This window comes from Thermoflexus sp. (assembly GCF_042408815.1).
Lineage (GTDB): Bacteria > Chloroflexota > Anaerolineae > Thermoflexales > Thermoflexaceae > Thermoflexus.
This window is the reverse complement of sequence record NZ_JBHOQR010000024.1, coordinates 110,449-136,320: the sequence shown is the minus strand read 5'-3', so window position 1 is coordinate 136,320 and position 25,872 is coordinate 110,449. Positions and strand designations below refer to the sequence as shown.

Genomic DNA, 25,872 nt, shown 5'->3' with positions numbered 1-25,872 from the left:
CATTATAACGGAAGTCGCGCCCGGCTGGACCCCAAAAGATCTTTCCTCGCATTGCTGTTGAAGCGGCCCGCGCTGGTCAAGAGGGACATCCCCTCAGGCAGGAGATGCTTTCGCTCCAACCCGCCGCTCCACTGATGGACGATTCGGCGCCCCCCATACCCACTGGGGCAAATTTGACAAAACCCTCCCTTCCCGCTATAGTGAGAAGCAGCCCTCATGAAGACCCAGTTCCGGTGCGAGCCTTGTTGGAGAGGATCCAATCCCTGGCTTGGAAGCGCCAGGGAAGGATCTTTTGTTGTCTTTTATCAGAGGAAGGAAGAGCGATTGCGCATCGCCTCTTTTTGATCCGGCCAGGGTGGAGCATCCTGTCTTCCCATTGTGTGGAAAGCATGGTGTAATCCGGACGGATGATCCCCATTTGAAATCCCGCTCGGTTTTCATAGTCATCGAGAGGTGGGAAGATTTTGCCTGCATTTGGCCGATGGTCATGATTATCTCCCTGCGGTTTTCTGGACAAGGGATCCGGATGGGGGGAGCCTGGCCGCTCCACCCCTGAATTCACTGTTGAAACTGAAATAGGGATGCGACTTGTCCTCAGAGGAGGCACCTGTGGAGGCTAAGGAATTTCGCGCCCTGCGGATCTCGCTGGCATCGCCAGAGCAAATCCTCTCCTGGTCCTACGGCGAGGTGACCAAGCCGGAGACCATCAACTATCGCCGGTTGCGGCCGGAGAAGGATGGTCTGTTCTGTGAGGTGATCTTTGGTCCCACCCGGGATTATCAATGCTACTGCGGCAAGTATAAGGGTCCCCGTTATAAGGGCATTGTCTGCGAGAAATGCGGCGTGGAGGTAACCCGCGCGACAGTGCGCCGGGAGCGGATGGGGCATATCACGCTGGCCGCCCCGGTGGCCCATATCTGGTATACCCGTCGCGTTCCCTCTTACCTGGGGTTGCTGCTCGACATCTCCCGCCGTAACCTGGATCGGGTCCTTTATTCCGCCCAGTATGTGATCACCTTCGTTGACGAGGAGGCACGGCAGCGGGCTCTGAAGCGCCTGGAGGAGGAATTCGAACGCGAACGTCGCGCCATTGAAGCGAAATACCAGAACGAAATTGAGGGGCTCCTCTCGAAAGTTCAGAAGCTGGAGGAGCGGGAGCGGCAGAAGCTGGCAGATCGGGAAGCGCGCATTGAGGAGAAATGGGATGCCGAAGTCGAAGCCCTCATGCGGGAGGCCCAGCGCACCCAGGCCCGGCTGGAGGAACGGCTGGGCAAGACGATCCGTGCCCCTGTGGTCTTCGAGCCTACCGGCGAAGTGATTGCGGACGCCGGGGAGACGGTGACTCGGGAGCATCTGGCCGTCCTGAAGCGGATCCTGGAGGAGCAACTGAACCGGATTAAGGAGAAGGAGGCGGCGGAGCGCTCCCGGGCTCTGGCGAAAACGGAGGAAACCCTGAAGGCCCTGCGGGAGGCCGCCGAGGAGAAGATCGCTGCTTTGAAGGATCAGGCCGCCCGTGAGGTGGAGGCCTTGCGTCAGCGAGTTCAAGCGGAGCGCGATGAGCTCGTGAGCCTCGCTCCCCTCCAGTTCTTGGGGGAGAACAAATACCGCGAGCTGAAGAGCAAGTGGGGCCAAGTCTTCAAGGCAGAGATGGGGGCGGAGGCTTTCCTGGAGATCCTGCAGCGCCTGGATCTGGAGCAGATGGCTAAGGAGCTGTGGCAGGAGATCCGGCAGGCCAAATCCAAACAGCGTCGCAAAAAGGCCATCAAGCGCCTTCAGATTGTCCGTGCCTTCCTGCGAAGCGGCAACCGTCCCGAGTGGATGATCCTGAGGGTCCTGCCGGTCCTCCCGCCGGATCTGCGGCCCATGGTTCAGCTGGACGGCGGGCGCTTTGCCACGTCGGATCTGAACGACCTCTACCGCCGGGTGATCAACCGGAACAACCGTCTGAAGCGCCTGCTGGAGCTGAATGCCCCTGATGTGATCATCCGCAACGAGAAGCGTATGCTCCAGGAGTCGGTGGATGCCCTGATTGACAACGCGCAGCGGGGCAAGGCCATGTCCCGCCGTGGGCGTCGCGAGCTGAAATCCCTCAGCGATATGCTGCGGGGGAAGAAGGGGCGCTTCCGCCGGAACCTGCTGGGCAAGCGGGTGGATTACTCCGGGCGTTCGGTGATCGTGGTGGGGCCGCAGCTGAAGCTCCACCAGTGCGGTCTCCCCAAGTCTATGGCTCTGGAGCTCTATAAGCCGTTCGTGATCGCCAAACTGATCCGGTATAACTATGCGGCCAACATTAAGGGCGCCCGACGGCTGATCGAGCGCCAGCGGCCGGAGGTCTGGGAGGTGTTAGAAGAGGCGATCAAGGAACGGCCGGTGCTCCTCAACCGGGCTCCCACCCTCCACCGCTTGGGGATCCAGGCGTTCGAGCCGGTGCTGGTGGAGGGCAAGGCGATCCAGATCCACCCGCTGGTGTGCGCGGCCTTCAATGCCGACTTCGATGGAGACCAGATGGCTGTCCACATCCCGCTGTCCGATATGGCCGTCTGGGAGGCCCGGAACCTGATGTTGTCCAGCAAAAACCTGCTGCTACCGGCCAACGGTGAGCCTGTGGTCGGTCCTACCAAGGATATGGTATTGGGCTGCTACTATCTGACGATGATCCCTCCGAACGGCCAGACGGAGACACGCAAAGTCTTTATGAGCCTGGAAGAGGTTGAGCTGGCCTACCATTTGGGCAAGATCTCGCTGCACACCCCGATCCGGCTCTACACGGATACCGTCTATGATGAACACGGCCAGCGGTATCCCGATGGCAAGCCGCGCCGGCGCCTGATTGAGACCACGGTCGGGCGCGCCCTCTTCAATCTGGTATTGCCTGTGGAGTTGCGTTTCGTGAATGAAACGATGGACAAGGGCCGGCTCAAAGATCTGGTGGCCCAGTGCTTCCAGTGGCTGGGACCGGAGGCCACGGTGGAGATGGTGGACCGGCTGAAGGACATCGGCTTCCGGTATGCCACCCGCTCGGGTGTGACTATCGCTGTGGCTGACCTTCCTATCCCGTCGGCCAAGCGGGATGTGCTGGCCCGCTACGAGGCTCTGGTGGCGGAGGTGGAGCGCCAGTATCGGCGGGGGTTGCTGACAGAGGAGGAGCGTTATAACCGGGTCATTGACTTGTGGCAGCGGGCGACCAATGAGATCGCCGAAGCGGTGAAGCAAACGATGAGCCCGGATAACAACGTGGCGATCATGGCCCTCTCGGGCGCCACCAAGGGCGGTTTCCAGCCGGTGGCGCAACTGGCCGGGATGCGCGGCCTGATGGCCGACCCCACGGGCCGCATCATTGAGCTTCCGATCCGTTCTAATTTCCGGGAGGGGCTGACCACGATTGAATATTTCATCTCGACGCACGGCGCCCGGAAAGGCCTGGCCGACACGGCTTTGCGCACCGCCGATGCCGGCTACCTGACCCGCCGCCTGGTGGATGTGGCTCAGGATGTGATCATCAATGCCCACGATTGCGGCACCCGCTCTGGCATCTGGATCCGGGCCACCGACGATGTCGGCGGCCAGACCATGCGGGAGCGCATCTTCGGTCGCGTCCTTGCCGCGCCGGTTTTCGATCCCCGGACCGGCGCGCTGATCGCCGATACCGGTGGGCTCCTGGACGAAGAGCTGGCGGAGCGCATCGAGAAGGCGGGCGTTCAGGAGGTGTATGTCCGCTCGCCCATGACCTGTCAGCTGCGCTATGGGGTCTGTGCCCTCTGCTATGGGCGCGATCTCGGGACAGGCCGACTGGTGGAGGTGGGAACGGCGGTAGGGATCATTGCCGCCCAGTCCATTGGCGAGCCCGGGACCCAGCTGACCCTGCGGACCTTCCACACGGGCGGCGTGGCGGGCGTGGCCGATATCACCCAAGGTCTGCCGCGGGTGGAAGAGCTCTTCGAGGCCCGCCGGCATCCCAAGGGCGAGGGCCTGATGGCCGACATCGATGGCATTGTCCACATCTACCGCACGGAAGAAGGAGGGCGGCGGATCCGCATTGTGAAGAGCGAGCGGAAGGAAGACAGCTACGAGATCCCCGGCAACTGGTCGATCAAGGTGGAGGATGGCCAGGAGGTCGTCGAAGGCCAGGTGCTGGCCAGCCGGGGAGAGCAGCAGATCACCGCCAAGCACGGCGGGCGCGTGGTTTACCAGAAGGGCGAGCCGCTGAAGGTGGTCTATGAGCTCCGGGAGGAGCGGGAATATGAGGTGCCCGCCACCGCCCGCCTGCTGGTGGAAGAAGGGCAGCGGGTGAAAGCTGGGGACGCGCTGACCGAGGGGCCCAAGAACCCGCACCGGATCCTGCGGCTGCTGGGACGTGAGGCCGTGCAGCTCTACCTGCTCAGCGAGCTCCAGAAGGTTTACCGCTCTCAGGGCGTGAACATCAATGACAAGCACTTCGAGATCATCATCCGCAAGATGCTGAGCAAGGTCCAGATCATCAACCCGGGCGATACCGATTTCCTGCCCGGCGATCTGGTGGATCGTTTGATCCTCCAGGACATCAACGCCCGGCTGGTTGCCGAGGGCAAGCGCCCGGCCACTGCCCAGCAGGTCCTGCTCGGCATCACCAAAGCGGCCCTGGCGACGGATTCCTTCCTGTCGGCCGCTTCCTTCCAGCACACCATCCGGGTGCTGGCTGGGACGGCTCTGGAGGGCAAGATCGATGAGCTGCGCGGTTTGAAGGAGAACGTGATCATCGGTCGTCTGATCCCGGCCGGGACCGGGTTCCGGTATTACGCCGAGAAGCGTGGGATAGAGGCTATGTCCCGTGGCGGTGCAGGCCCCACGCTGGCAGAGGCGGTGACCACCGCCATCGACCTCTGAAGTCAGGAAGGCCCGAAGATGAGCTGAGGGGGTTGGGGAGGCTGCGCCGGTTCGTTCCCAACCCCCTGTTTTTTGGGTCAGGATAGTTTGCCCAGCCAGGCTTTTTCATGCAGGGGTTGAATGGCTCCGGAAGCCCGCGGGGGAGATCAAGCGGGGTTTACGCGATCATGCCTTCGATCTTTGTCGCCCTGGATCTGGAGACCACCGGTCTGGACCCGGAAACCGATGCCATCATTGAGATCGGGGTGGTCAAGTTCCGGGGGGAGATCGTGCTCGACGCTTGGAGCACCTTGGTTCGCCCGGAACGGCCGATCCCTCCCTCCGTGGTCGAGCTCACTGGGATCCGGCCGGAGGAAGCCGAGCAAGCGCCTCCGCTGCGGGCCGTCCTGCCCCGCCTCCGGGCGATGGTGGGGAAGGCGATCCTGGTCGGTCACTCCATCGATCAGGATCTGGCGTTCCTGCGTCGTCATGGCCTCTTCCTGGAAAATGATGCCCTGGATACCTATGAGCTGGCGGCCATCCTGGTCCCCTTCGCCGGCGGCCATGGGCTTTCCACCCTGGCCCAGGAGTTGGGGATTCCGGTGGGAGTGATCCACCGGGCGCTGGAGGATGCCCGGCTGACCCACCGGCTGTTCCTGGCCCTGTTCGAGCGCGCCTGTCAGCTGCCCGAGCCCATCCTGGAAGAGATCGTCCGGCACGCCGCCCATCTTCCCTGGCCACCCCGGCGCTTCTTTGAAGAAGCATTGCGGACCGTGCAGCGGGGCCGCTTCACGGATCAGAGCATCGGTGCCCAACTGCGAGCGAAGGGCCTGGCCACCCCGGAAGCGTATCTGACCCCTCCTCCCGTGCGGGCGCGGCCACTGCGCCCCCGGCCCCAACCCCGGCCGATCGATGGGGAGGAGCTAGCCCGGCTGCTGGAGCCCGGGGGCGCCCTCTCCCGGATCTTCCCCGAATATGAGCATCGCCCTCAGCAGGTGGCCATGCTCCAGGCCGTTGTCCAGGCCTTTAACGAGGGGAAGCACTGGATGATCGAAGCGGGAACGGGGGTCGGCAAGAGCCTGGCCTATCTGATCCCCGCCGCTCTCTGGGCCATGCGCAACGGCGAGCGGGTGGTGATTTCCACCAATACGATCAACCTTCAGGAGCAGTTGCTCCAGAAAGATATCCCCATCCTCCAGCGTTTGCTCTCTGAATCCGGTCTGGCGGATGGCTCTGCCCTGCGCGTGGCGTTGCTGAAAGGCCGGGCGCATTACCTGTGTCCGGCCCGGCTGATGCAATGGCGACACGTCGGGCCGGCGAGCGTGGAGGAGATGCGGGTGCTGGCCAAGATCCTGGTCTGGCTGCCCACGACGCAAACGGGCGATGGGGATGAGCTCTACTTGCCCACGCCGGTGGAGCGGGCGCTGTGGTCTCGCCTCTCCGCGGACAATGAGATCTGCACCGCCGATGCCTGCGCTGCGTGGGGCGATGGAGGATGTTTCCTCCATCGGGCCCGAAAGGCCGCGGAGGCGGCTCACCTGATCATCGTGAACCATGCCCTGCTCTTCGCCGACGCGGCCGCTCAGAATATGGTGCTTCCGGAATACCGCCATTTGATCATCGATGAAGCGCACCATCTGGAGCAGGCAGCCACGAAACAACTGACCGTGGAAATCGATCGCTTCGGATTGTTGCGGCTGCTGCAGGAAACCGGCAGCGCCCGGGAGCAACGGGGCGGGCTGGTGGGAGCGTTGCGGGGCCTGGAACGAAGCCTGCCCCCAGCCTTGCGCAACACCCTGGCGGGCATGACCCGCCGTCTGAGCGAGGCGGTGGAGTCGGCTCGGACTGGCGTGGACCTCCTGATGAACGCTCTCACCGCCTTTCTGGAGGAGACGGCTCCGGGTGGTGGAGAATATACCCGCAAGGTGCTGCTCACGGGCACCGAACGGAGCCGCCCCACCTGGGCGGCCGTGGAGCAGGCCTGGGAGCTCCTCGCGGTTCGATGGGGGACCGTTCAGGAAGCCCTGAACGCGATCCGGGCCGCGCTCACCGAGCTGCTGGATCACGGGTTGGTGGAGGGGGAGGAGGCGCTGGGGCTGGCCAGCGGGCTCAGCCATGACTTCGAGAAGGTCCGTCAGGCCCTGGAGGCGGCCATCCGAAAGCCGTCGCCTGAGACCGTTTACTGGCTGGAGGGCCATGGGGGCGAGGGGGACTGGGCCCGGGTGGGCCTGTATGCCGCGCCTCTGGATGTGGGACCGCTGGTGCGGCGGCATCTGCTGGAGCCCCGGCGATGCGTCATCATGACCTCCGCCACCCTGCGGACAGTGAATCGAGAACGTCAGGAGCCGTCCTTCGCCCATCTCAAAAACCGACTGGGCGCCTGGGAGATGGAGGAGCTGGCCCTGGATTCCCCCTTTGATTACCAGCGGAACGCGCTGCTCTATCTGGTGACGGACATCCCAGAGCCCGGCCAGGCCGGCTATCAGCGGGCGGTGGAACAGGCGATTCTGGAGGCGGCCCGGGCGATCGGGGGACGCACCATGGCGCTCTTCACGGCCTATGCTCCCTTGCGGCGGGCCGCCCGCGCGTTGACCGCTCCGCTGGCGAAGGCCGGGATCGCCGTATACGAGCAGGGCGATGGGAGTTCCCGCCGACAGCTGGTGGAGCGCTTCCGGTCTGCGGAACGGGCCGTTCTGCTGGGGACCCGAAGCCTGTGGGAAGGGGTGGATATCCCGGGTGAGGCGCTCTCATGTCTGGTGATCACCCGGCTTCCCTTTGAGGTGCCGGACGAACCCGTTTTCGCTGCCCGAAGCGCCCGGTATCGGGATCCCTTTCTGGATTATGCGGTCCCGGAGGCCGTGCTGCGGTTCCGCCAGGGGTTCGGGCGGCTGATCCGCAGCCGCTCGGATCGGGGGGTGGTAGTGATCCTGGACCGGCGGATCATGAGCCGTACCTATGGCGCATGGTTTCTGATGGCACTTCCTCCCTGCGCGATCCACCGGGGCCCTCTGACCCAGATCGGGGTGGTGGTGAAGGCGTGGCTGGAAGGCGCGATAGGGCTGACGGAAAACGTATCGGCTGGCATTTCAGGCTGAGGAAAACGGGAGGGGAAAGGGGCACAAGCAGCCTTTCCGGTTGCCCTTACCCGCCAGGGGGCCTATCCCGGAACTTCGAATAGCGGGACGGTTTCCCTATGATGGCTTCTCGCCGGGTGGTTGCTGAAGCGATCCTTCCCTCCGGTCATCGCGTGGCGCTGGTGCATGGAGACCTCACGGAAGAGGAGGCGGATGCCTTGGTGAACGCGGCGAACCCCTACCTGAAGCATGGAGGAGGCGTCGCCGGCGCGCTGGTGCGGAAAGGTGGCTCCCAGATCCAGGTGGAGAGCGATGAATGGGTTCGCCGTCATGGACCGGTGCCGGTGGGTGGGGTGGCGATTACCGGGGCGGGACGTCTCAAGGCCCGCGCCATCCTGCATGCGGTCGGGCCGATATGGGCAGGCGGGACCCAGGAGGAAAATCGTCTGCTGGCGGAGGCGATTCGTAACGTTCTGAGGATCGCCCGGGAGCAGGGGTATGAGCGGATCGCGATGCCGGCAATCAGCACAGGCATCTTCGGCTTCCCGAAAGAGCGGGCGGCCCCCATCTTCTGGGAGACAATTTCCTCCTTCGCCTCCGCTCATCCCGGGGAGCCGCCCCGGGAAATCCGGGTCGTGATCCTCGATGAGGCGACCCTGCGTCCTTTCCTGGCGGCCTTCCAGGAGCAGTTTGGATCCTTTGCCAAGTGGGCCCCGGGGCAGTGAGCAGAGCAAGAGACTGGGCCAGGCTCCTCAGGCAGCCTGACCCAGTCCCTACATCCTCATCGAGGGTGATGATCCCCTTACCCGCTCAGCAGGCGGACCAGGAGCGCCTTCTGGGCGTGGAGACGGTTCTCCGCCTGATCGAAGATCACCGAATGCGGGCCGTCCGCCACATCGTCGGTAATCTCCTCGCCGCGATGGGCTGGCAAACAGTGCATGACGATGACATCCGGCTTCGCCTTCGCCACCAGCGCGGCATTGACCTGGTAGGGGGGGAAGACCCGACGCCGGATCTCCGCCTCCGCTTCCTGTCCCATGCTGGCCCATACGTCCGTGTAGATCACATCGGCGTCTCGCACCGCCTCCGCCGGATCGTGGGTGAACAGCAGGCGGCTGCCGCTGCGGGCGGCGAAGGCTTTCCCGCGTTCGATGACGGGTTCTTTCAGCATATAACCCGGAGGCGTGGCAATGGCGAAATCCAACCCCAGCATGGCGCAGATGTAAAGCAGAGCCGTGGCCACGTTGTTCCCATCCCCCACAAAGGCCAGCTTCAGCCCCCGCAGGCGTCCTTTCTTTTCATAAACGGTGAGCATATCCCCCAGGGCTTGGCATGGATGTTCGTCGTCGGAGAGCCCGTTGATGACCGGGATCGTCGCGTAGCGTGCCATCTCTTCCAGGACGGCGTGGGCGAAGACCCGGGCCATGATGGCATCCACATAACGGCTAAGTACGCGGGCCACATCGGCCACGCTTTCCCGCTGGCCCAAGCCAACCTCCTGCGGAGAGAGATAGATGGCGTCCCCGCCCAGGTGGCGCATGGCCATCTCGAAGGAAACCCGCGTGCGCAGGGAGGGCTTTTCAAAGAGCATCCCCAGCGTCCGGCCAGCCAGGATCGGCGGCCGAACCCCCGCTTTCCAGTCCGTCTTCATTCGGGCGGCTTCCATGATCAATCCTTCGATCTCCTCCGGCGACCAGTCCGCCAAGGAGATGAAATGTCGTAAGGAGCTCATGGAGCTCTTTCCTCCTGAAAAATTGGTTTTGTCGATCGGGCTTCGCCCGGCCCCTACGGATTATCCGATGAGCCTTCCGACCGGAAAGCGGCCACTGCCCGTTGCAGGATCACCCCATCCAGGTTGCCCCCCGATAGGACCAGAACCGCTGTCCGGCCGCTCCAGCGTTCCGGATCCTCCAGAAGGGCCGCCAGGCCGACCGCGCCGGATCCCTCTGCGATGAGATGGGCTTCCACCGTCAGCAGCCCAATGGCCCGCAGAACGGTTTCCTCTCGAACCACAATCACCTCGTGGATTGCTCCCTGGCAGGCCAGATGGTAAGCGAGCGCTCCCACACCGCCAGGGTCTGGCCCGCCGGATAATCCGTATAGAGCCGTCCATCCCGCAAGGAAGCCGCGGTCTGTAGCCCAATGATCCGGGTTCGAGGAGACAGGGCCTGATAGACCGTGGCGATCCCGCTGATCAACCCGCCCCCGCCCACCGGAACCCGCACCGTGTCTGCCTGAGGAAGCTCCTCCAGGATCCCCAGCGCGATGGTCCCCTGCCCGGCGACCACCCAAGGATCCTCATAGGCATGGATATAGCATGCGCCGATTGAGGCTGCGAAGGCCAGCGCGGCCTCATGGGCTTCCGTGTAGTTCCGACCGACCAGCCGCAGGCAGACTTCCATTGCTTCCAGGGCCCGGATCTTGTTCGGGGAAGCGGTTTCCGGTAGGAAGACCGTAGCGGGGATCCCCCCCCAGCAGCTGGGCGGCGAATGCTACCGCCAGACTGTGGTTGCCGGCGGAGGCGGTGACCACGCCGCGCTCGCGTTCCTCTGGCGTCAGATGCGCCAGCCGAGCCAGAGCGCCGCGAACCTTAAACGAGCCGGTCGGCTGCCAGGCTTCGAGCTTCAGCCCAACCTGGCCCCCCAGCATGCGGTTCAATACGGGAAACATCCACAAGGGGGTCGCTGGAAGCACCTTCCGCAATGTCCAATGGGCTTCCAGGATCTGGGCGAGAGATGGAGCGCCCGATGGGAGGCCCATAGGCTGCCGTCTCAGCGTGGCCACGGAATGCGAGTGCGGACCCGCGCTGCCACTTCTTCGCTGGGCCCGCGAAGGATCAGCGTGTCTGCCCCCTTCCATTCCAGCCATAACACGTCCTTCCCAATCCAGAGGGCCTGCCCGGCGGTCTCCCGGACAGGGCCTTCCCCATAGCGAGCGGCTGCATAGGCCCGGTAGGCTTCCACAAACTCGCGGGCCTCCGCCTCATTATCCCAGGCCACGGCGAGCACCAGCAGGTCCTGACCCGTCGCTTCATTCCCATAGACCGCATAGCGATCTCCACCCCATCCGGCGGCTGCTTTCTCTGCCTGAGATGCGGGGAGGCGTTCCTCCAGATAAACTCGCAGGAAGAACTCCCCCAGCACATTCTCATCGATCAGCCGCCAGCCACTCCCGAGCGTATCGGTGAGGGGCGGCAGCGTCACCCGGATGGGCGGCTCGCGGCTCCGGAACTTCTCTGGATGCAGGATCTGTTCGGTGGAAGCCGGAGGATCCCGGAAGGCAGCGTTGATTGCATCCCATCCTCCCTGGTCATACAGCGTTCGAACGAATGCGAAGCCAGCCTCGTAGGGGAAGGTGAGTTCCTCCCGGATGACCCGGGGAGCGCGGTCGAAGACTTCACTGGGCTGACGCTGGACGGCCTCCAGCCATTCCTGTTGCGCGGTCCGGGGGAGGCGGCTCAGATAGAGCAGTTGCGTAAGGGTTGCATCTCCTTCTACCAGGGCCCGCCGGGCGAGCATTGCGTCATCATCCAGGTCCTTCGGCCGCTTGCTCGGATCATCGGTGAACCCGAGGGCGACGAGATCGAAGTGCTGATCCTGCAGAAGGTGTGTGTATTCATGGGCAAAAGTCACCTGCTCCAGGATCCCCGGCTGCTCCTGCTCGCTGATCACGAAGAATTGTTTGGTGTCCGGGTCGTAGAAACCCGCGATCTGTTCGGTGTAAAGATCGAGCAGGAACTCCCGCAGGTTGAAATCCCGCGGCAGCAGATCGAAGGCGGCCAGGGTCAGGGTATCCTGGCGGGCCTCTTCTGGTGTGTAATCTTTCTCGAACTTCCTCTCCTGATAGGCTCGCAACTCCGCCGGGGTCATCAGGGAGCGCGTGTAAGGCCCCGTCGCCTGCAGTCCCCGGATTTGTTCCACCACCCGGGCGATCTCATCGAAAACCTTCAGGCTCGGGACGGTGGTCCCCGGAGGGGACAGGGGGGTTGAGACGGACGGGAGGGGAGTGGTGTCTGGCAGCGGAACGATTGGGGTCGAAACGGGTGGGGGCGAGAATGGGGGGGTAGGGAGAGCAGGGCGGGAGGCCCAATGGGCGGCGGTCCAGACCAGCGCGACAGCCCCAGCGCTGCAGGCCAGAACAAGCGTGATCAGCAACCCGATCCCCAATCGACGCATGATCGCTCCTGAGCAGGAGTTATGGGAATTGTCTATCGAAGTACAAGAAGGGTCAATCCTTCCTGGGTTTGCGGCTTATCGATGAAGCGGTCACGCGGATGAGCTGCGGGGCTCTTCAAGGGGGCGCCCACATCAGCCTTTCCAGCAGCGCCTCATCGGAGCGGCGGCGGCGGGCGAAGACCTGGGGCCGCTTCCGGGCGGCGCGCGGCCAGGTGAGAAGACCGGCCAGCATCCCCCGTAGCCGGGCTCGCGCGGCCGTTCCCCTCCATGCCCGGAGGGCATTCCACGCGATCCGGAATTGCGCCCGCAGGACCTGTGGCCAGAACCGCCTCAGCAACCCTGCCGGGTAATCTTTGGCGATCAGATAAATGAAATTCCGCCCATCATAAAAGCTGGCGATCGGGCCGCCGCCGGTGGCGCTCAACTTGTGATAGACCACGGCGGTCGGGACATACCAGCAGCTCCATCCTGCGATCTGAGCTCGCCAGGCTAGATCCACATCCTCACACGAGTAAAAGAAATCCTCATCGAAGGGCCCGATGTCCTGGAAAAGCTCCCGCCGATAGGCAGCCGCTGCCCCGCAGGCGGAGAACACTTCCTCTTCCCGATCATACTGCCCCCGATCCGTCTCCCAGACCCCACGGTTTCCCGGAACCCCGTCCACCCGATAGTAATCGCCGGCGGAATGGAAAACATCCCGCCGATCGAAGAGGAGGATCTTAGAAGCCAGAAGCCCCGCGTCCGGATGGCGTTCGAAGGCTGCCACCATGGTCTCCAGCCATGAGGGAGAGGGCTCCGTATCATTGTTCAGGAGCACGATGATCTCCCCTTGGGCGGCGCGGATCCCTGCGTTGACGGCCCCCGCAAAGCCTCGGTTGAATCCCAGGGCCAGGATTCGGACCTCCGGGTAGCGGGCGAGGAGTTTCAGGGAATCATCGGTGGAGCCGTTGTCCACCACCAGCACTTCCCGTCGGGCATAGGTCTGTCGACGCAGCGCCTCCAGGCAGGTGGGCAGATGGGCCGCGCCGTTCCAGTTGGGGATGATCACGGAGACCAGGGGCTCGTTCATTCGGCCAGCCATCCTTCTTCCGCCAGGTAGGCCCGCAGCGCCTCTGGCCACGGGCGCAGAGTGATCCCCAGGGCAGCCCCACACAGGTTGCGTAGCGGGGTAAAGGGAGGGACCCGGGAGGGGCGAGGGAATTCCGTGAGCGAGATGGGGGTCACCCGGATGTGCGATCGACCAGTCCGACGGAGGACTTCGATGGCATACTCGTAGCGGGAGCACATCCCCTCATTGGTGAAATGATAGATCCCATAGGCTCCGGTCTCGATCAGGCGGGCGATCGCCGCCGCCACATCCCGGGCGTAGCTGGGCGAGCCCACTTCATCGTGGACCACCCAGAGGGCCCCCTGTTCGTCGGCCCGCTGAAGGATCTTGCGAATGAAGTGATGGCCTCCCGGGCCGAAGACCCACGCCGTTCGGACGATGTAAAAACGGCGGAGCAGGTGGGAGACGAACCACTCTCCGGCCCACTTGCTGAGACCGTAGGGGTTGATGGGGTTGGGAGAATCGAACTCCAGATAGGGCTCGGTTTTGGTCCCATCGAACACCTCATTGGTGCTGATGTAAACCATGGCCGCTCCAGCCGCCCCGCAGGCCATCGCCACGGTCTGGGTGCCCAGGGCGTTCACCCGAAAGGCCCGCTCCGGATCCCGGGCGCAGCCATCCACATCGGTCATTGCCGCTGCGTGGATGACCACATCGGGCCGATGGCGAAGGATGGCTTGAAAGACCGCCGCCCGATCGGTGATGTCCAGATCGGCGTGGGCGAGCGGAATCAACGAATGATCCGCCAGGGCCTCCTGCAGGGCCCGCCCCAGTTGCCCGCCTGCCCCTGTGATCAGGATGCGCATATACTTCTCCAAGGGCGAGTCATGGCTTCTGCGTTTGCCATTATAGAGCTTTATGGGACCCGCGGAGCAAGCCGCGGGCCGCGCTTTCGAAAGGGATTGCCCCTCTCCAAGATCTTGCCATCGTAAGGAGAAAGGCAAGCAGGCGAGGAGTGCTCGGGCGATCCAGCATGCTGACGGTTTCAGGATCACATCGCCGGAGGGGCGTGAAACGATGGAGGGAAGAAGACGGTCCTGATCTTCGATGGAAGCTGTGGCTTCTGCACCTGGGCGGCGCGGTGGGTGAAGCGCTGGGACCGAAGGCATCGCGTTCAGCTGGTGCCTTTTCAACGTCCGGGGGCTCCAGAGCGTTATGGCTTGACCCGGGAGGCGTGCGAACGGGCCGCGTGGGCGATCACGCCTGATGGCACATACCATCGGGGCGCCGCAGCGATCATGGTCGCCCTCAGCGAGGCCCTGGGTTGCCCAGGGATCCGAGCGCTTTATCGGATCCCCCTCTTCCGGAGGATTGCCGACGCCCTCTACGAGTGGGTAGCCGCTCACCGGGGACAGCTACCGGGAACTCGTCCGTATTGCGAGGAGCATCCCGAAGAATGTGCAGGGACTCGCTCGGATGGGGTAGAACTTGCGTAAAGGGGGTGACCCGGCGGGTCCAGGGGCGACCCAGTGGGTCGCCCATTCCGCAGGATGGGCGACAGCCTTTCGCCGAAAGTTGACCAATGCCCATTCTCGAGATAAACTTCACAAGGCCTGCCTGGCCGGGGAGTGGCAGGCCCATGGCTCACCTCCTGGCGCCGTGGGGCACGGGGATCCCGTGCCCCACGCGTCATGTAAGGGGATGGGATTGGAACGCCTCCTGCAATTGCCGAAGGGCGGCTGGAACTTCCGGGGAGATCCGATCGGCCTGCCTCACCGCGTGCATCGCGCGGGCGATATCCTTCAGGCCGTTGCCGGTGATCATCACGACCACGGTTTCCGTTTCCCCAATCCCACCTTCCCGAACCGCCTTCTCCAGCCCAGCGAAAGCGGCGGCCGCCGCCGGCTCGGCGAACACCCCGACCTCTCGGGCCAGGGTCCGCATCGCGGTCAAGATCTCCTCATCGGTGACCGTGAGAAACGCCCCGCCGGTCTCCCGCACCGCTTGCAGGGCGAAGCGCGCATCCCGGGGCTGGCCCACCGCGATACTGTCGGCGATGGTGCGCGGCGGCTCCGGCCGGATCTCCTCCCTCCCCTCTGCCCAGGCTCGGGCCAGCACGGCGGATCCTTCGGCCTGGACACCCATCAGGGCAGGGGGGCGTTCGATCCAGCCCAGCGCCGTTAGATCTCGAAAGCCCTTCCAGAGCCCGCTCAGGATGTTGCCATCCCCGACGGGGACGAACACGCGATCCGGAACCTGCCCCTGAAGTTGCTCCCAGATCTCATACGCAGCGGTTTTCTTTCCTTCCCGCGTGAAGGGGTTATACGCCGTGTTGCGGCAATACCAGCCGAAGGCTTCGGCCGCCGCCAGGGTCAGGTCGAAGGCCGCGTCATAGGTGCCTTCCACCAGGAAGACCCGGGCGCCGTAGATCAGGAGCTGGGCGACTTTGGCCTCCGGAGCCGTATGGGGAACGAAGATGATCGCGGGCAGATGCAGGGCCGCCGCTATACCTGCCAGGGCCGCCGCGGCGTTCCCGGAGGATGCGGTGGTGATCGCGGAGGCGCCTTCCTCGATGGCTTTCAGAGCCACCAGCGCGCTGGCGCGGTCCTTAAAGGAAGCGGTGGGATTGCGTCCGTCATCCTTGATGTAGATCGCCCGTAACCCCAGCCGCCGCGCTGTCCGCTCCGCCCGATACAACGGTGTCCATCCGACGGCCTGAAGAACTCCTGCCCCCTCCACCCGTTGCAGAGTGTCCGGGCGCAGGGGAAGCAGCGGCGCGTAGCGCCAGATGGAGCGGGGGGGTTGCTCCCATAGTTGCCTCGGGCTGACGGTGGCCCGCAGGCGATCGTAGTCATACAACACGTCGAGGGTTCCCTCCGCGCCGTCCCGGGGGCAGACATAGCGAACCTCCCCCAGATCGTAGGTCGCGCCACAGCGTCCACAGCGAAAGCCGATGGCGAACATCGACAGGCCTCCGGGAAGGGGATGGCGGGGTCTCCACTCCGTTCCAAGCGCGCCGGATATTCCGGTTGGGATTCTTCGGCCGCCGCTGGTCCAAGCCCCCAGGAGATCTCTCCGCTTGTGTTATACTGAGGCCGGTTTCCAGCAGCAAGCAGCCGGGGCGCATCCCGATGCGCCTCGGAGACTATTTAAAGAAAGGAGCGTTCGATGCAAAAGCGCTTTCTGATGAGCGTGACCTGGCCGTTGCTCATGCTGGCAGCGTGTGCTCGTCCAATGCCAGCTCCCTCCCCGACGGCCTCGCCGTCGCCCAGCCCATCGCCGGAGCCCACCTCCAGGGCGACCCCGGCGGCCACGCCAGATCTCCAGCGCATCCTTTTCCCGACGCCGGAGGACTGGAGCAAGGGAGCCCCAGAAGCGCGGGTCACCTTCATCGAATGGGGCGATTTCCAGTGACCCTACTGTGGGCAGCTTGCGCCGCTGCTCCGGCGTCTGGTAGACGCCTATCCTGATGAGGTGCGTGTGGTATACCGGCATTTCCCCCTGCGGACCATCCACGATAAAGCCATGATCGCTGCGGAGGCGAGCGAGGCCGCCGGTGCCCAGGGGAAGTTCTGGGAGATGCATGACTGGCTTTACGATCATCAGGCGCAATGGATTGCCAGCTCGAACATCACCGCCACCCTGATCTCGGCTGCTCAATCTCTGGGCCTGGACGTGGAGCGATTCCGCCGGGATCTGGAGGAGGGCCGTTATCGAGCGAAGGTCGAAGCGGCCTACGCTGAAGCGGTGGCCCTGGGGCTCCCCGGCACGCCCTTCCTACTGGTGAACGGCCAACCATGGCCCCAGGCCCTGAATTACCTAGAATATGCCCATCTGGAGGCGATGGTGAAGCTGGCCCGGCTGCAGGATCGGCAGTTCAAGGCCCCGCCCCCGATGAGCATTGATCCAGCCCACCGCTACCGGGCCGTGCTGAAGACCGAGAAGGGGGATGTCGTGATCGAGCTTTTCGCTGACCGGGCGCCCCTGACCGTCAACAATTTTGTCTTCCTGGCCCGACAGGGGTGGTATAACGATATCACCTTTCATTATGTGATCACCGATGTGGTTGCCATCACCGGGGATCCCAGCGGAACAGGGTTCGGGGGGCCTGGTTACACGATCCCGGATGAGATCACGGCGACCCTGACGCTCGATGCGCCGGGCATGGTCGGGATGCTGAACGCGGGCCCGAATACCAATGGGAGCCAGTTCTTCATCACGATGGCGCCGCTGCCTCAGCTGAATGGCCGCTACACGCTCTTCGGGCGCGTGGTGGAGGGATTGGAGGTGGTCCGGATGCTGCGTCCGCGGAATCCGGAGGCGGAGCCGGGGGCGCCGCCCGGAGATCGGCTGCTGGAGGTGATCGTCGAAGAACAGCCATAGGCGGGTCGGGCGCCCGTGGGATCCCTTAGGAAGCCTGTGGTGTAAATTCCAGAAATGTGGAGCTCGGAGATGAATCCTTCGCACCCCGAGGTCTCTTCGCCGATCGTTCGGGCAGGCATTCCCGCATATGCTTCATCCGCCGGGCTCCTGTGGATGGGGGCCGGAGCGCTGGCAGGAGGTCTGTTGTTCGGCCTCTGGCTGGGCCTGGCCGCCCTTGCGGCGATGCTCCGGCTGCCGATCCCTGCTCCCGGGCTGCCGGCTCTCGGCCTGTTGGTTGGGGGCGGGCTTTTCCGGGAAGGGAGGCGGATCGCGCGGGGCGAGCCCGATGCCCTATGGCGTGGAACGGAGATCCGGGCCATGGGGCGGACTTTGCTTTTCCTTTTAATCCTGATCGGATGTGGGGCCATGGCAGAAGCCTTTGGCCCCCGATTGTCCGTTCTGGTCCTGCCCTTCCACGTGGGAGTGTCTGCGCTGGGACCCTTTCTGGGGTTCAACCTCCTGTGCTGGCGGCTGCGCGCCCCGTGGTCCCGGCGCGCCGGGTGGTGGGCGCTGAGCCTGGGCAGCCTCCTGGTCCCGGCGCTGGCTCTGTTCCTGGAAGGCATCGTGGGGGCCACACTGATTCTCCTCATGCTGGCATTGCGAATCCTGGTGGAAGGCCCCGGATTTGTCAACCGGTGGTTTCCCCAGGGCTTCACCCCTGAGCGGCTCTCGATGCCCCCGGAGGGCCTGGTGAGGGATCCATGGCTATGGATCGGGATCCTGATCCTAGCCGTTATCTGGGTCCCGGCTATTGAGGAAGCCCTCAAGGCCCTTCCCGCTGGACTGCGGATGCGGGATCCGGCTGCCTCTGGGGTTTCGCTGATCCTGTATGGGGCGATGGGGGGAGCAGGCTTTGCCCTGGCGGAGAGCATGTTAAGCTGGCAACCGGGGATCCCATGGACCTCCACGGCCATCGGCCGCCTGGGGGCGACCGCGCTTCACGTTTTGAACGGCGGGCTCATGGGATGGGCCTGGGATCGAGTGCGTCGGGGCCGCTTCCTCGAAGGAGCGATCGCCTATCTGTTCGCCTGGCTCCTCCATGGCCTCTGGAACGCGGGGGCCATCGTCCTGAGCGGCCTGTTCATCGCTCCGCTCTCCCCGGAGGCCCGTGCTCTGGCGCTTCCCCCGGCGATGATCGGAATGGGGGCGGTGTTGCTTCTGGTGATCGGGGGGCTGGGGTGGGCGCTGCCGATGCTGGGGGAGGTAGAAGCGTCTCACTATCCTCCACATAGGGAATGAGGGCCATGCGGGTCTGGCGGGATTGGCGGATGCGATCCGCGCGGCTTCGGGCTTCCCTGCTCTCGCCGGAGGAGGCCCGCGATCCCCATCTCCGCCGGAATTTCACCGCGGGAGTGGTGAATGGGGCGCTTTTCATCTTCGCTGAAACCGTCCTGGATCCCAATCTGGTGTTGGTCTGGTTCCTTTCCCGCCTGGGCGCTCCCAATTTTCTGTTGGCGCTGGTCTCCCCGATGCGAGATGGATTATGGTTCCTCCCGCAATTGCTGGTTTCCCGATGGATGCGCTATCAGGTCTACTCCATGGGCCTCTACCGGCGGATGGCCCTGGTGCGCGCCCTCGGCGCCTTCGCCATGGCGCTGGGGGTCTGGCGGACGGCCCCGCATCCGAAGGGGATGCTCCTCGCTTTCTTTATTCCATATTTTGTGATCTCCCTGGCTTCCGGGATCTCCGGCCTGCCGTTCATGGAGATCGTGGGCAAGACCATCCCGCCTCGTCAGCGCGGGGTGTTCTTCGCGGCCCGGCTCTTTTTCGGCGGGCTCCTGGGGCTGGCTGCCAGCAGCATGGTTCGTCTCCTCCTGGAAGAGCGGGCCGGCTTGTCTTTCCCCCACAATGTGGCCCTCTTATTCCTGATTTTCGCGGTATTCACGTCCATCGGGATGGCCGCCTTCGCCATGGTGGTGGAGCCGCCCAGCCCCGTGCCGGATGGGCGCGCTTCCCTCACGCCGTGGCGAGAGGCCATCCAGGCCCTGTGGCGACGGCCTTCGTATCGTCTCTTTCTGGGGGCCCGGATCGCCTTCATGTGGGCCGCCCTGGCCACACCGTTCTTCACCGCCTATGCGGTCCGAGAGCTCGGGGTGCCTGACGCGATGATCGGGCTCTATCTGGGTTTCAACGTCGGGGCCTCCCTGCTCTCGAACGTGCTGTGGAGTTGGATCAGTCTTCGGCAGGGGCATCGGGCCGTGCTGGAGAAAGCCGCTCTGTGCGGCATGCTCGGCGCGCTGTGGGCACTGCTGGTTGGGCCCCTGAGCCTGCCATGGCACACCCTGTCCGCCTGGCTGATGCTTCCGGTGTTCGTCCTGAGCGGGGCTCATGCTTCGGGGGCGGCCATTGGAGGGATGTCGATGCTGTTGGACATTGCCCCTGGCCATGACCGGCCCCTCACGATTGGCCTCACGAACACGCTTCTGGGGATTGCTCTGCTCTCTACGTCCCTGGGCGGCCTGATCGTAGATCTCATCGGCTATCGGGGCCTGTTCGCTCTCTCCTTCGGATTCTATACGCTGGCCCTTGTGTTGCTGTGGGGGCTGAGGCGGACGGAGGAGGCCGCGCAGGGGGATGAAGGCTCGCCCGGTCTGTGAAACAACCGTCGCCAGCGATCTTAGAGGGGGTTAACGAAGGGGAAACATCTCGGGACCCGGAGGGCCAACCGGAGGCGCCTGCCAGGCTTTCAGATCCCTGCAGGAGCTGAAAGAAGATGCCCGAGCAAACGATCGGCGAGGATGTGATCTATTACGCGGTCCACCGGGATCCGGAGGCATGTCACACCCTGGTTTTGATCCACGGGGCGGGGGAATCCCATCAGGTGTGGCCAGGGGCCCTGCGGAACCTGCCCGGGGCCACCGTTTATGCCCTGGATCTTCCAGGCCATGGCCGCTCTCGCGGGCGCGGGCGATCCTCCATCGCCGAATACACGGATCGGATTGTAAACTGGATGGAGAGGGTCGGACTTTCCCGCGCCGTCTGGGTGGGGCACTCCATGGGCGGCGCCATCGCCCTGTGGGCCGCCCTCCACAACCCGGAATGGGTCGCGGCACTCGTCCTGGTGGCCACAGGCGCCCGACTCCGGGTCAGCCCGTTGATCCTAGAGGGATTGCGGACGGATTTCCCCCGCACGGTGGAACTCATCGTGGAATGGAGTTGGGGAGAAAACCCGCCGGCCCGGCTGGTCGAGGAAGGACGTCGTATGCTGCTCGCTGCGGATCCGGCGGTCGTTGAAGGGGATTACCGGGCGTGTGATGCCTTCGATGTGATGGATCGCCTAGGGGAGATCCGGGCGCCCACCCTGGTCATCGGTGGCACGGCGGACCGGATGACGCCGATCCGGTATGCGGAATATCTGGCGGCCCATATCCCAAAGGCCGAGCTGGTGCGGATCGAGGGGGCGGGTCATATGGTGATGCTGGAGCAGCCGGAGGCGGTGGCGAAGGCCATACGATCATTCCTGGATCGCAGCGGTTGTTCATGCGACAGCCCTGGCCTCTGGAAGGATCCCCTTTGAGCCCGCGAGAGATCTGTAGATGGTGGCGATCGGGATTGATATCATCGAGATCCAGCGGGTGGAGCGGGCGGTGGCCCGATTCGGCGAACGCTTCCTCCGGCGGGTGTTCACGCCGGCGGAGCGCCGCGCCTGTCAGGGGAAGGTATTCGAATACGCCGCGCGATTCGCCGCGAAAGAGGCGACGGCGAAGGCGCTGGGGGTTGGCCTGCGGATCATGGCCCGCGAGGGCATCGGGTTCCACGACGTGGAGATCCTGCCCGACCACCGGGGGCAGCCCCACGTGCACCTGCACGGATGGGCGGCGGAACGCGCCCGGGTGCTGGGTTTGAAGCAATGGGCGGTGAGCATGACCCACGATGGTGGTTTCGCCATCGCGGTGGTGGTCTCGACCGGCGCATGATCTTCCATTCCTCGCGAAACACCCGATGAGCCCATTCGCCTGGCTTCGTCCACCGGATCAATCTCCCGTTCCCCCGGATCCCCACGATGTCCGGATCGCCGACCTAATCCGGGCGGATCCGGTGGGAGCCCATGTGGCGCTGATCGGCATCCCCTTCGACACCACGGTCATCGGCCGGCGGGGCGCCCGCGAGGCCCCCGCGGCGATCCGGCGCGCCCTTTACCGGATGACGGCTTTCGATCTGGAGAGCGGGGTGGATCTCGCTGGGCTCCTGCACATCGTTGATCTGGGGGACGTCGCCGTGGTCCATACGGATGTTCACGAAACCCACCGGCGGGTCTCCGCCGTCATCGCTGAAGCTGTCCGCCGAGGGTTGCGCCTTCTGGTGCTCGGCGGGGATCATGGGCTTTCTTATGCCACCATCCGGGGCGTACGCGAGGGCCTGGGAGGAGAGCCCATCGGCGTGATCCAGTTCGACGCGCATCATGATCTGCGAGCGCCTCTGGAAGGGGAGATCACCAGCGGGACGCCGTTCCGGCGTCTGCTGGAGGAAGGCCTCCTGCAGGGCCCTCACCTGGTGCAGATCGGGCTCCTTGGGGGGCGGAACAGCCGCGCTTACTATGAGATCGCCCGACAGCACGGCGTCCATGGAATCCCGGCCGCTCGGGTTCATACAGCGGGTCCAGAGTCCATCGTGCAAACCGCGCTGGTGCATGCGGCCGTTGGGACATCCGGGTTCTGGATCAGCCTGGATATGGATGTGTTCGATCCGGCGTATGCCCCCGGGGTCTCCGCGCCGAGCCCGGGGGGGCTGATTGCCTTTCAAGGGCTGACGATGGTGCGCCAGCTGGCCGCTCATCCGGCATGTCTGGGGATGGAGCTGGTCGAAACCGCTCCGCCGCTGGATCCCGACGGCCGCACCGTCGCTTTGGCGGGCGCCCTCGCGTATCGGTTCCTGGTCGGGCAGGGGGAGCTCCGTCGGCAGCGATGAGGGACCGACGGGGCACGGCGGACCTCCTTCGGAGTTTGAACGCTGCCGGCACCCGGCCTCGGCTTCCATTCCCCCCGAGCCCGGAGCCGGCCCCGGTCTTGACAGAGCTGAACCAACCCCATATAATTTAAGCGAACGTTTGTTAGCAAAAATGGCGCGACGAAGTCATGGGGATCGACGGAAAACTATCCTGCGGGTAGCCGGGCGGCTTTTCAGCCAGCGGGGCTATTACGGCACCTCCATCCGGGACATTGCATCGGCGATCCGCCTGCAGGGCGGGAGCCTGTATGCCCACATCGCCTCGAAGGAGGAGCTGCTCTGGGAGATTGTGGATGAAGCGGCCCAGGCGTTTCTATCCAGTCTGGAGTCCATCGTCCGCTCGGAGCGTTCCCCCTTGGAGAAGTTCCGGCTCGCGGTGGTGGCGCACCTGCGGGTGGTGACGGAGCGCCAGGATGCGGCGGTGGTGTTCAATCACGAGTGGAAAGCCCTCAGCCCCAAGCGCCGTGCGGACGTCCTGGCCCGTCGGGATGCCTATGAGGCGCTGTTCCGCGAGATCCTGCAGGAGGGGATCGAGGCTGGGGTATTCCGGGCGGATCTGGACGTGCCGTTGATCACCCGGTTCATCCTGACGGCGCTGAACGGTATCGCCGTCTGGTATCGCCCGAAGGGCCCCCTTTCGCCGGAGCAGATCGCCGAGGCCTTCGCGGATTGGGCGATGCGGGGACTTCAGAGGTGGGAGCCTGGGGAAGCCCTTCCGGTGATGCCGGATACCCTTGGAGCAGAGGGAGGGGTGTGATGCTCACATACCGTGTTCACGGTTACACGATCCCGGTTCCGGAGCAGGCGCCGCCGCCTCAGGAGGGCCCGGAGTATGAGGCTCGCCTGGCGGAGTTCGAGGCGCGCATCGCTCGAGGGGAGAAGATCGAGCCCACGGACTGGATGCCTGAGGAATATCGGCGGCAGCTGATCCGCATGATCTCCCAGCACGCCCACAGCGAGATTGTGGGCATGCTTCCCGAGGGAAAGTGGATCCCCCACGCGCCCACCCTCCGGCGCAAGCTGATCCTCATCGCCAAGGTGCAAGACGAGGGCGGCCACGGGCAGCTGCTGTATCGAGCGGCGGAGACCTTGGGGGTCACCCGAGAGGAGATGGTCGAGGCGCTGCTGGCCGGCAAGGCGAAATATTCGGTGGTGTTCAACTATCCCACGCCGACTTGGGCGGATGTGGCGGCCATCGGCCTGCTGATCGATGGCGCGGCGGTGGTTAACCAGCTGATGCTGGCCCAGGGCTCCTACGGCCCCTACGCCCGGGCGATGAAGCGGATCTGCTACGAGGAATCCTTTCACATCAAGCAGGGCTACGATGCCTTCGTGGCTCTGGCCACTGGCACCCCTGCCCAGCGGCAGATGATCCAGGAGGCGGTGAACCGCTGGTGGTATCCGGCTCTGATGCTCTTCGGCCCGCCGGATCGGGATTCGGTGCACACGCCTACCCTGTTGCGTTGGCGGATCAAGACGAAGACCAACGATGAGCTGCGCCAGGAGTTCGTGGATCAATACGCGCCGATGGTGCTGCGCCTAGGCCTGACGATTCCCGATCCGAACCTGCGCTACGATCCGGAGACGAGGCACTGGCGGTTCAGCGAGCCGGATTGGGAGGAGTTCTGGCGGGTGATCAAAGGCGACGGCCCGTGCAACGCCGAGCGGATGGCGGCCCGGCGCCGGGCCCACGAGGAGGGCCGCTGGGTGCGGGAGGCCCTGGCGGCGAAGGCCGCGCAGCGAACTAACGGAGGGGGCGATGGGCGATACGCAGTGGCCGGTTTATGAGGTTTTTCTCCAGGAGAAGCGGGGCGATCCCCACGTGCACGTGGGGGCAGTCCACGCCCCCGACCCGGAGATGGCCCTCATCCTGGCCAAGGAACAGTTCGTGCGGCGGGGCCGCTGCGTCAGCTTGTGGGTGGTCCCCACGGAGGCGATTTACGCCTCCCGGGCCGAGGAGGCGGAGGAGCTCTTCGCCTCCGCCCTGGAGAAGGAGTATCGGGAGCCCCGAGGCTTCCGGGTGACGGAGCGGGTGCGGAGGTGGATGGAGCGCCATGGCCAGTCTCTTCCCGAAGCCGAATGAGACCGTTGCCCTTCCGGATCCCCTCCGGGAGGCGGTGGGCCAGCTGCTCCTGGCGATGGCCGACGATGAGGTCCTGCTGGGCCACCGGGATTCTGAGTGGGTGGGCCACGCGCCGATCCTGGAGGCGGACATCGCCATGGCCAGCATCGCCCAGGATGAGATCGGGCATGCGGTGCTTTGGTATTCCCTGCTGCAGGAGCTGGGGTGGCCGGATCCGGACCGTATGGCCTACTTCCGGGATCCCCCGGAGTTTCGCAATGCGACGCTGGTGGAGCTCCCTAAAGGGGATTGGGCCTTCACCATCATCCGACAGTTCCTTTTCGATGTTGCGGAGAAGGTCCGGCTGGAGGCCCTGATGGCCAGCGCCTGGATGCCGCTGGCGGCGGCGGCGGCCAAGGTGCGGCGGGAGGAGACGTATCATCTGATGCACAGCCGAGCATGGGTGCTGCGGCTGGGGGACGCGACGGAGGAGAGCCATCGCCGAATGCAGACGGCCCTGGAGCAGGCGTGGCCCCATGCCCTGGGGCTCTTTGAGCCGACACCCGGGGAAATCCTGCGGGTGGAAGCCGGGATCCAGCCCCCGGAGGCCGAGCTCCAGGCCCGCTGGGAGGCGGAGGTCCGTCCGATCCTGGAGGCCGCCTCGTTGAGGATCCCGGAGGCGGAGCCCGTTTACGGCGGGCGGCTCGGCCGGCATACGGAGCACCTGGCTGCACTGCTGATGGACTTCCAGATGGTGGCCCGTTTGGGATTGGGGGAGACATGGTGAGCGAGGGCGGGGCGCTGACCCGCGAGGCGGTGCTGGCGGCTCTAGAGGCGGTGAAGGATCCGGAGATCCCCACGGTCTCGGTGGTCGACCTGGGGCTGATTTACGATGTCCGGGTGAAGGGGGATGAGGTGGAGGTGGATTTCGCGCCCACCTTTGTGGGATGTCCGGCGTTGCACGTCATGGAGCAGGAGATCGTGGCGTGCATCCGGGCCCTGGGGGCACGCAGCGTCCGGGTGCAGCGGGTGTATCGCCCACCGTGGACCACGGATCGGATGAGCGAGCGCGCGCGGCAGGCGTTGCGCGAGCTGGGGATCGCGCCGCCCCGGCCGGTCCCGGCGGAGATCCCGCTCACGGCGTTTGAGGAAGTGCCCTGTCCCTTCTGCGGATCCACCGATACCCGGATGGAGAACCTGTTCGGTCCGACTTTATGTCGAGCGCTGTTCTACTGTCACACGTGCCGGCAGCCCTTCGAGGCGTTCAAACCCCTGTGAGGCGGGAAGGGCCTCTTTTCTCTT

24 protein-coding genes and 1 pseudogene are annotated in these 25,872 nt (G+C 64.6%); 17 read left to right on the top strand and 8 right to left on the bottom strand.

The features are described from left to right. Window positions 1–609 precede the first annotated feature (609 nt). From rpoC to ACFMO3_RS08090, 3 genes are all read left to right on the top strand, one after another. A complete protein-coding gene (rpoC, locus tag ACFMO3_RS08100) occupies window positions 610–4,863 on the top strand; it encodes a DNA-directed RNA polymerase subunit beta' (RefSeq protein ID WP_376789909.1) in 4,254 nt (1,417 codons plus the stop codon). A 167-nt stretch (window positions 4,864–5,030) separates the two neighbouring features. After that, a complete protein-coding gene (locus ACFMO3_RS08095; RefSeq protein WP_376789908.1) occupies window positions 5,031–7,937 on the top strand; it encodes a helicase C-terminal domain-containing protein in 2,907 nt (968 codons plus the stop codon). A gap of 98 nt (window positions 7,938–8,035) precedes the next feature. After that, window positions 8,036–8,641 carry a macro domain-containing protein gene (locus tag ACFMO3_RS08090; RefSeq protein WP_376789907.1) on the top strand — a complete coding sequence of 202 codons (606 nt, stop codon included), beginning with the start codon at window positions 8,036–8,038 and terminating at the stop codon, window positions 8,639–8,641. A 77-nt stretch (window positions 8,642–8,718) separates the two neighbouring features. Here the strand turns inward: ACFMO3_RS08090 and argF are convergent, their stop codons facing one another. The 7 genes from argF to rfbD form a co-directional block, all read right to left on the bottom strand. Continuing rightward, window positions 8,719–9,648 (bottom strand): ornithine carbamoyltransferase, encoded by a 930-nt coding sequence (argF, locus tag ACFMO3_RS08085; RefSeq protein WP_376789906.1) that lies wholly within the window; start codon window positions 9,646–9,648, stop codon window positions 8,719–8,721. A gap of 53 nt (window positions 9,649–9,701) precedes the next feature. After that, window positions 9,702–9,935, bottom strand: coding sequence for a hypothetical protein (locus ACFMO3_RS08080; RefSeq protein WP_376789905.1), 234 nt, complete (start codon window positions 9,933–9,935; stop codon window positions 9,702–9,704). Then, the gene (locus ACFMO3_RS08075; protein ID WP_376789924.1) at window positions 9,932–10,381 is read right to left on the bottom strand and encodes a pyridoxal-phosphate dependent enzyme; all 450 of its coding nucleotides are present in this window, start codon (window positions 10,379–10,381) and stop codon (window positions 9,932–9,934) included. Before ACFMO3_RS08075 ends, ACFMO3_RS08080 begins: the two co-directional genes overlap by 4 nt. Then, window positions 10,269–10,676, bottom strand: coding sequence for a pyridoxal-phosphate dependent enzyme (locus ACFMO3_RS08070; RefSeq protein ID WP_376789904.1), 408 nt, complete (start codon window positions 10,674–10,676; stop codon window positions 10,269–10,271). The genes ACFMO3_RS08075 and ACFMO3_RS08070 overlap by 113 nt, the downstream gene beginning before the upstream one ends. Before the next feature lie 11 nt (window positions 10,677–10,687). After that, the gene (locus ACFMO3_RS08065) at window positions 10,688–12,091 is read right to left on the bottom strand and encodes a hypothetical protein (protein WP_376789903.1); all 1,404 of its coding nucleotides are present in this window, start codon (window positions 12,089–12,091) and stop codon (window positions 10,688–10,690) included. A 115-nt stretch (window positions 12,092–12,206) separates the two neighbouring features. Then, window positions 12,207–13,160, bottom strand: coding sequence for a glycosyltransferase family 2 protein (locus tag ACFMO3_RS08060; protein WP_376789902.1), 954 nt, complete (start codon window positions 13,158–13,160; stop codon window positions 12,207–12,209). After that, window positions 13,157–14,005, bottom strand: coding sequence for a dTDP-4-dehydrorhamnose reductase (gene rfbD / locus ACFMO3_RS08055; protein ID WP_376789901.1), 849 nt, complete (start codon window positions 14,003–14,005; stop codon window positions 13,157–13,159). Before rfbD ends, ACFMO3_RS08060 begins: the two co-directional genes overlap by 4 nt. A 231-nt stretch (window positions 14,006–14,236) precedes the next feature. Here rfbD and ACFMO3_RS08050 point away from each other — a divergent pair, with 231 nt between their 5' ends. Beyond that, complete coding sequence (locus tag ACFMO3_RS08050; protein ID WP_376789923.1) at window positions 14,237–14,635, top strand: thiol-disulfide oxidoreductase DCC family protein; 399 nt, start codon at window positions 14,237–14,239, stop codon at window positions 14,633–14,635. Between the two features lie 193 nt (window positions 14,636–14,828). On the opposite strand, the gene thrC is transcribed toward ACFMO3_RS08050, so the two are convergent. Continuing rightward, window positions 14,829–16,103 carry a threonine synthase gene (gene thrC, locus ACFMO3_RS08045; RefSeq protein ID WP_376789900.1) on the bottom strand — a complete coding sequence of 425 codons (1,275 nt, stop codon included), beginning with the start codon at window positions 16,101–16,103 and terminating at the stop codon, window positions 14,829–14,831. A 204-nt stretch (window positions 16,104–16,307) separates the two neighbouring features. Between thrC and ACFMO3_RS08040 the strand changes: the two genes are divergently transcribed. From ACFMO3_RS08040 to paaD, 13 genes and pseudogenes are all read left to right on the top strand, one after another. Beyond that, window positions 16,308–16,553 carry a hypothetical protein gene (locus ACFMO3_RS08040; protein WP_376789899.1) on the top strand — a complete coding sequence of 82 codons (246 nt, stop codon included), beginning with the start codon at window positions 16,308–16,310 and terminating at the stop codon, window positions 16,551–16,553. A 12-nt stretch (window positions 16,554–16,565) separates the two neighbouring features. Continuing rightward, a pseudogene (locus ACFMO3_RS08035) lies at window positions 16,566–16,937 on the top strand (DsbA family protein); the annotation flags it as partial. 45 nt (window positions 16,938–16,982) lie between these two features. Continuing rightward, window positions 16,983–17,522 carry a peptidylprolyl isomerase gene (locus ACFMO3_RS08030; RefSeq protein ID WP_376789922.1) on the top strand — a complete coding sequence of 180 codons (540 nt, stop codon included), beginning with the start codon at window positions 16,983–16,985 and terminating at the stop codon, window positions 17,520–17,522. 69 nt (window positions 17,523–17,591) lie between these two features. Next, window positions 17,592–18,800 (top strand): PrsW family glutamic-type intramembrane protease, encoded by a 1,209-nt coding sequence (locus ACFMO3_RS08025; protein ID WP_376789898.1) that lies wholly within the window; start codon window positions 17,592–17,594, stop codon window positions 18,798–18,800. A gap of 5 nt (window positions 18,801–18,805) precedes the next feature. Beyond that, entirely contained in the window at window positions 18,806–20,158 is a 1,353-nt protein-coding gene (locus tag ACFMO3_RS08020) for an MFS transporter (protein WP_376789897.1), read from the top strand. A 116-nt stretch (window positions 20,159–20,274) separates the two neighbouring features. Further along, window positions 20,275–21,078: an alpha/beta fold hydrolase gene (locus ACFMO3_RS08015; RefSeq protein ID WP_376789896.1), complete on the top strand. Its 804-nt coding sequence runs from the start codon at window positions 20,275–20,277 to the stop codon at window positions 21,076–21,078. 19 nt (window positions 21,079–21,097) lie between these two features. Continuing rightward, window positions 21,098–21,478 carry a holo-ACP synthase gene (acpS, locus tag ACFMO3_RS08010; RefSeq protein WP_376789895.1) on the top strand — a complete coding sequence of 127 codons (381 nt, stop codon included), beginning with the start codon at window positions 21,098–21,100 and terminating at the stop codon, window positions 21,476–21,478. A gap of 25 nt (window positions 21,479–21,503) precedes the next feature. Continuing rightward, window positions 21,504–22,469: an agmatinase family protein gene (locus ACFMO3_RS08005; protein WP_376789894.1), complete on the top strand. Its 966-nt coding sequence runs from the start codon at window positions 21,504–21,506 to the stop codon at window positions 22,467–22,469. A gap of 151 nt (window positions 22,470–22,620) precedes the next feature. Next, on the top strand, window positions 22,621–23,265 hold the full coding sequence (locus ACFMO3_RS08000) for a TetR/AcrR family transcriptional regulator (RefSeq protein ID WP_376789893.1): 645 nt from the start codon (window positions 22,621–22,623) through the stop codon (window positions 23,263–23,265). After that, window positions 23,265–24,296 (top strand): 1,2-phenylacetyl-CoA epoxidase subunit PaaA, encoded by a 1,032-nt coding sequence (gene paaA / locus ACFMO3_RS07995; RefSeq protein ID WP_376789892.1) that lies wholly within the window; start codon window positions 23,265–23,267, stop codon window positions 24,294–24,296. The genes ACFMO3_RS08000 and paaA overlap by 1 nt, the downstream gene beginning before the upstream one ends. Next, complete coding sequence (gene paaB, locus ACFMO3_RS07990; protein ID WP_376789891.1) at window positions 24,268–24,591, top strand: 1,2-phenylacetyl-CoA epoxidase subunit PaaB; 324 nt, start codon at window positions 24,268–24,270, stop codon at window positions 24,589–24,591. Before paaA ends, paaB begins: the two co-directional genes overlap by 29 nt. Further along, on the top strand, window positions 24,563–25,357 hold the full coding sequence (gene paaC, locus ACFMO3_RS07985) for a 1,2-phenylacetyl-CoA epoxidase subunit PaaC (protein ID WP_376789890.1): 795 nt from the start codon (window positions 24,563–24,565) through the stop codon (window positions 25,355–25,357). Before paaB ends, paaC begins: the two co-directional genes overlap by 29 nt. Next, the gene (gene paaD, locus ACFMO3_RS07980) at window positions 25,351–25,848 is read left to right on the top strand and encodes a 1,2-phenylacetyl-CoA epoxidase subunit PaaD (protein ID WP_376789889.1); all 498 of its coding nucleotides are present in this window, start codon (window positions 25,351–25,353) and stop codon (window positions 25,846–25,848) included. Before paaC ends, paaD begins: the two co-directional genes overlap by 7 nt. Window positions 25,849–25,872: the final 24 nt, after the last annotated feature.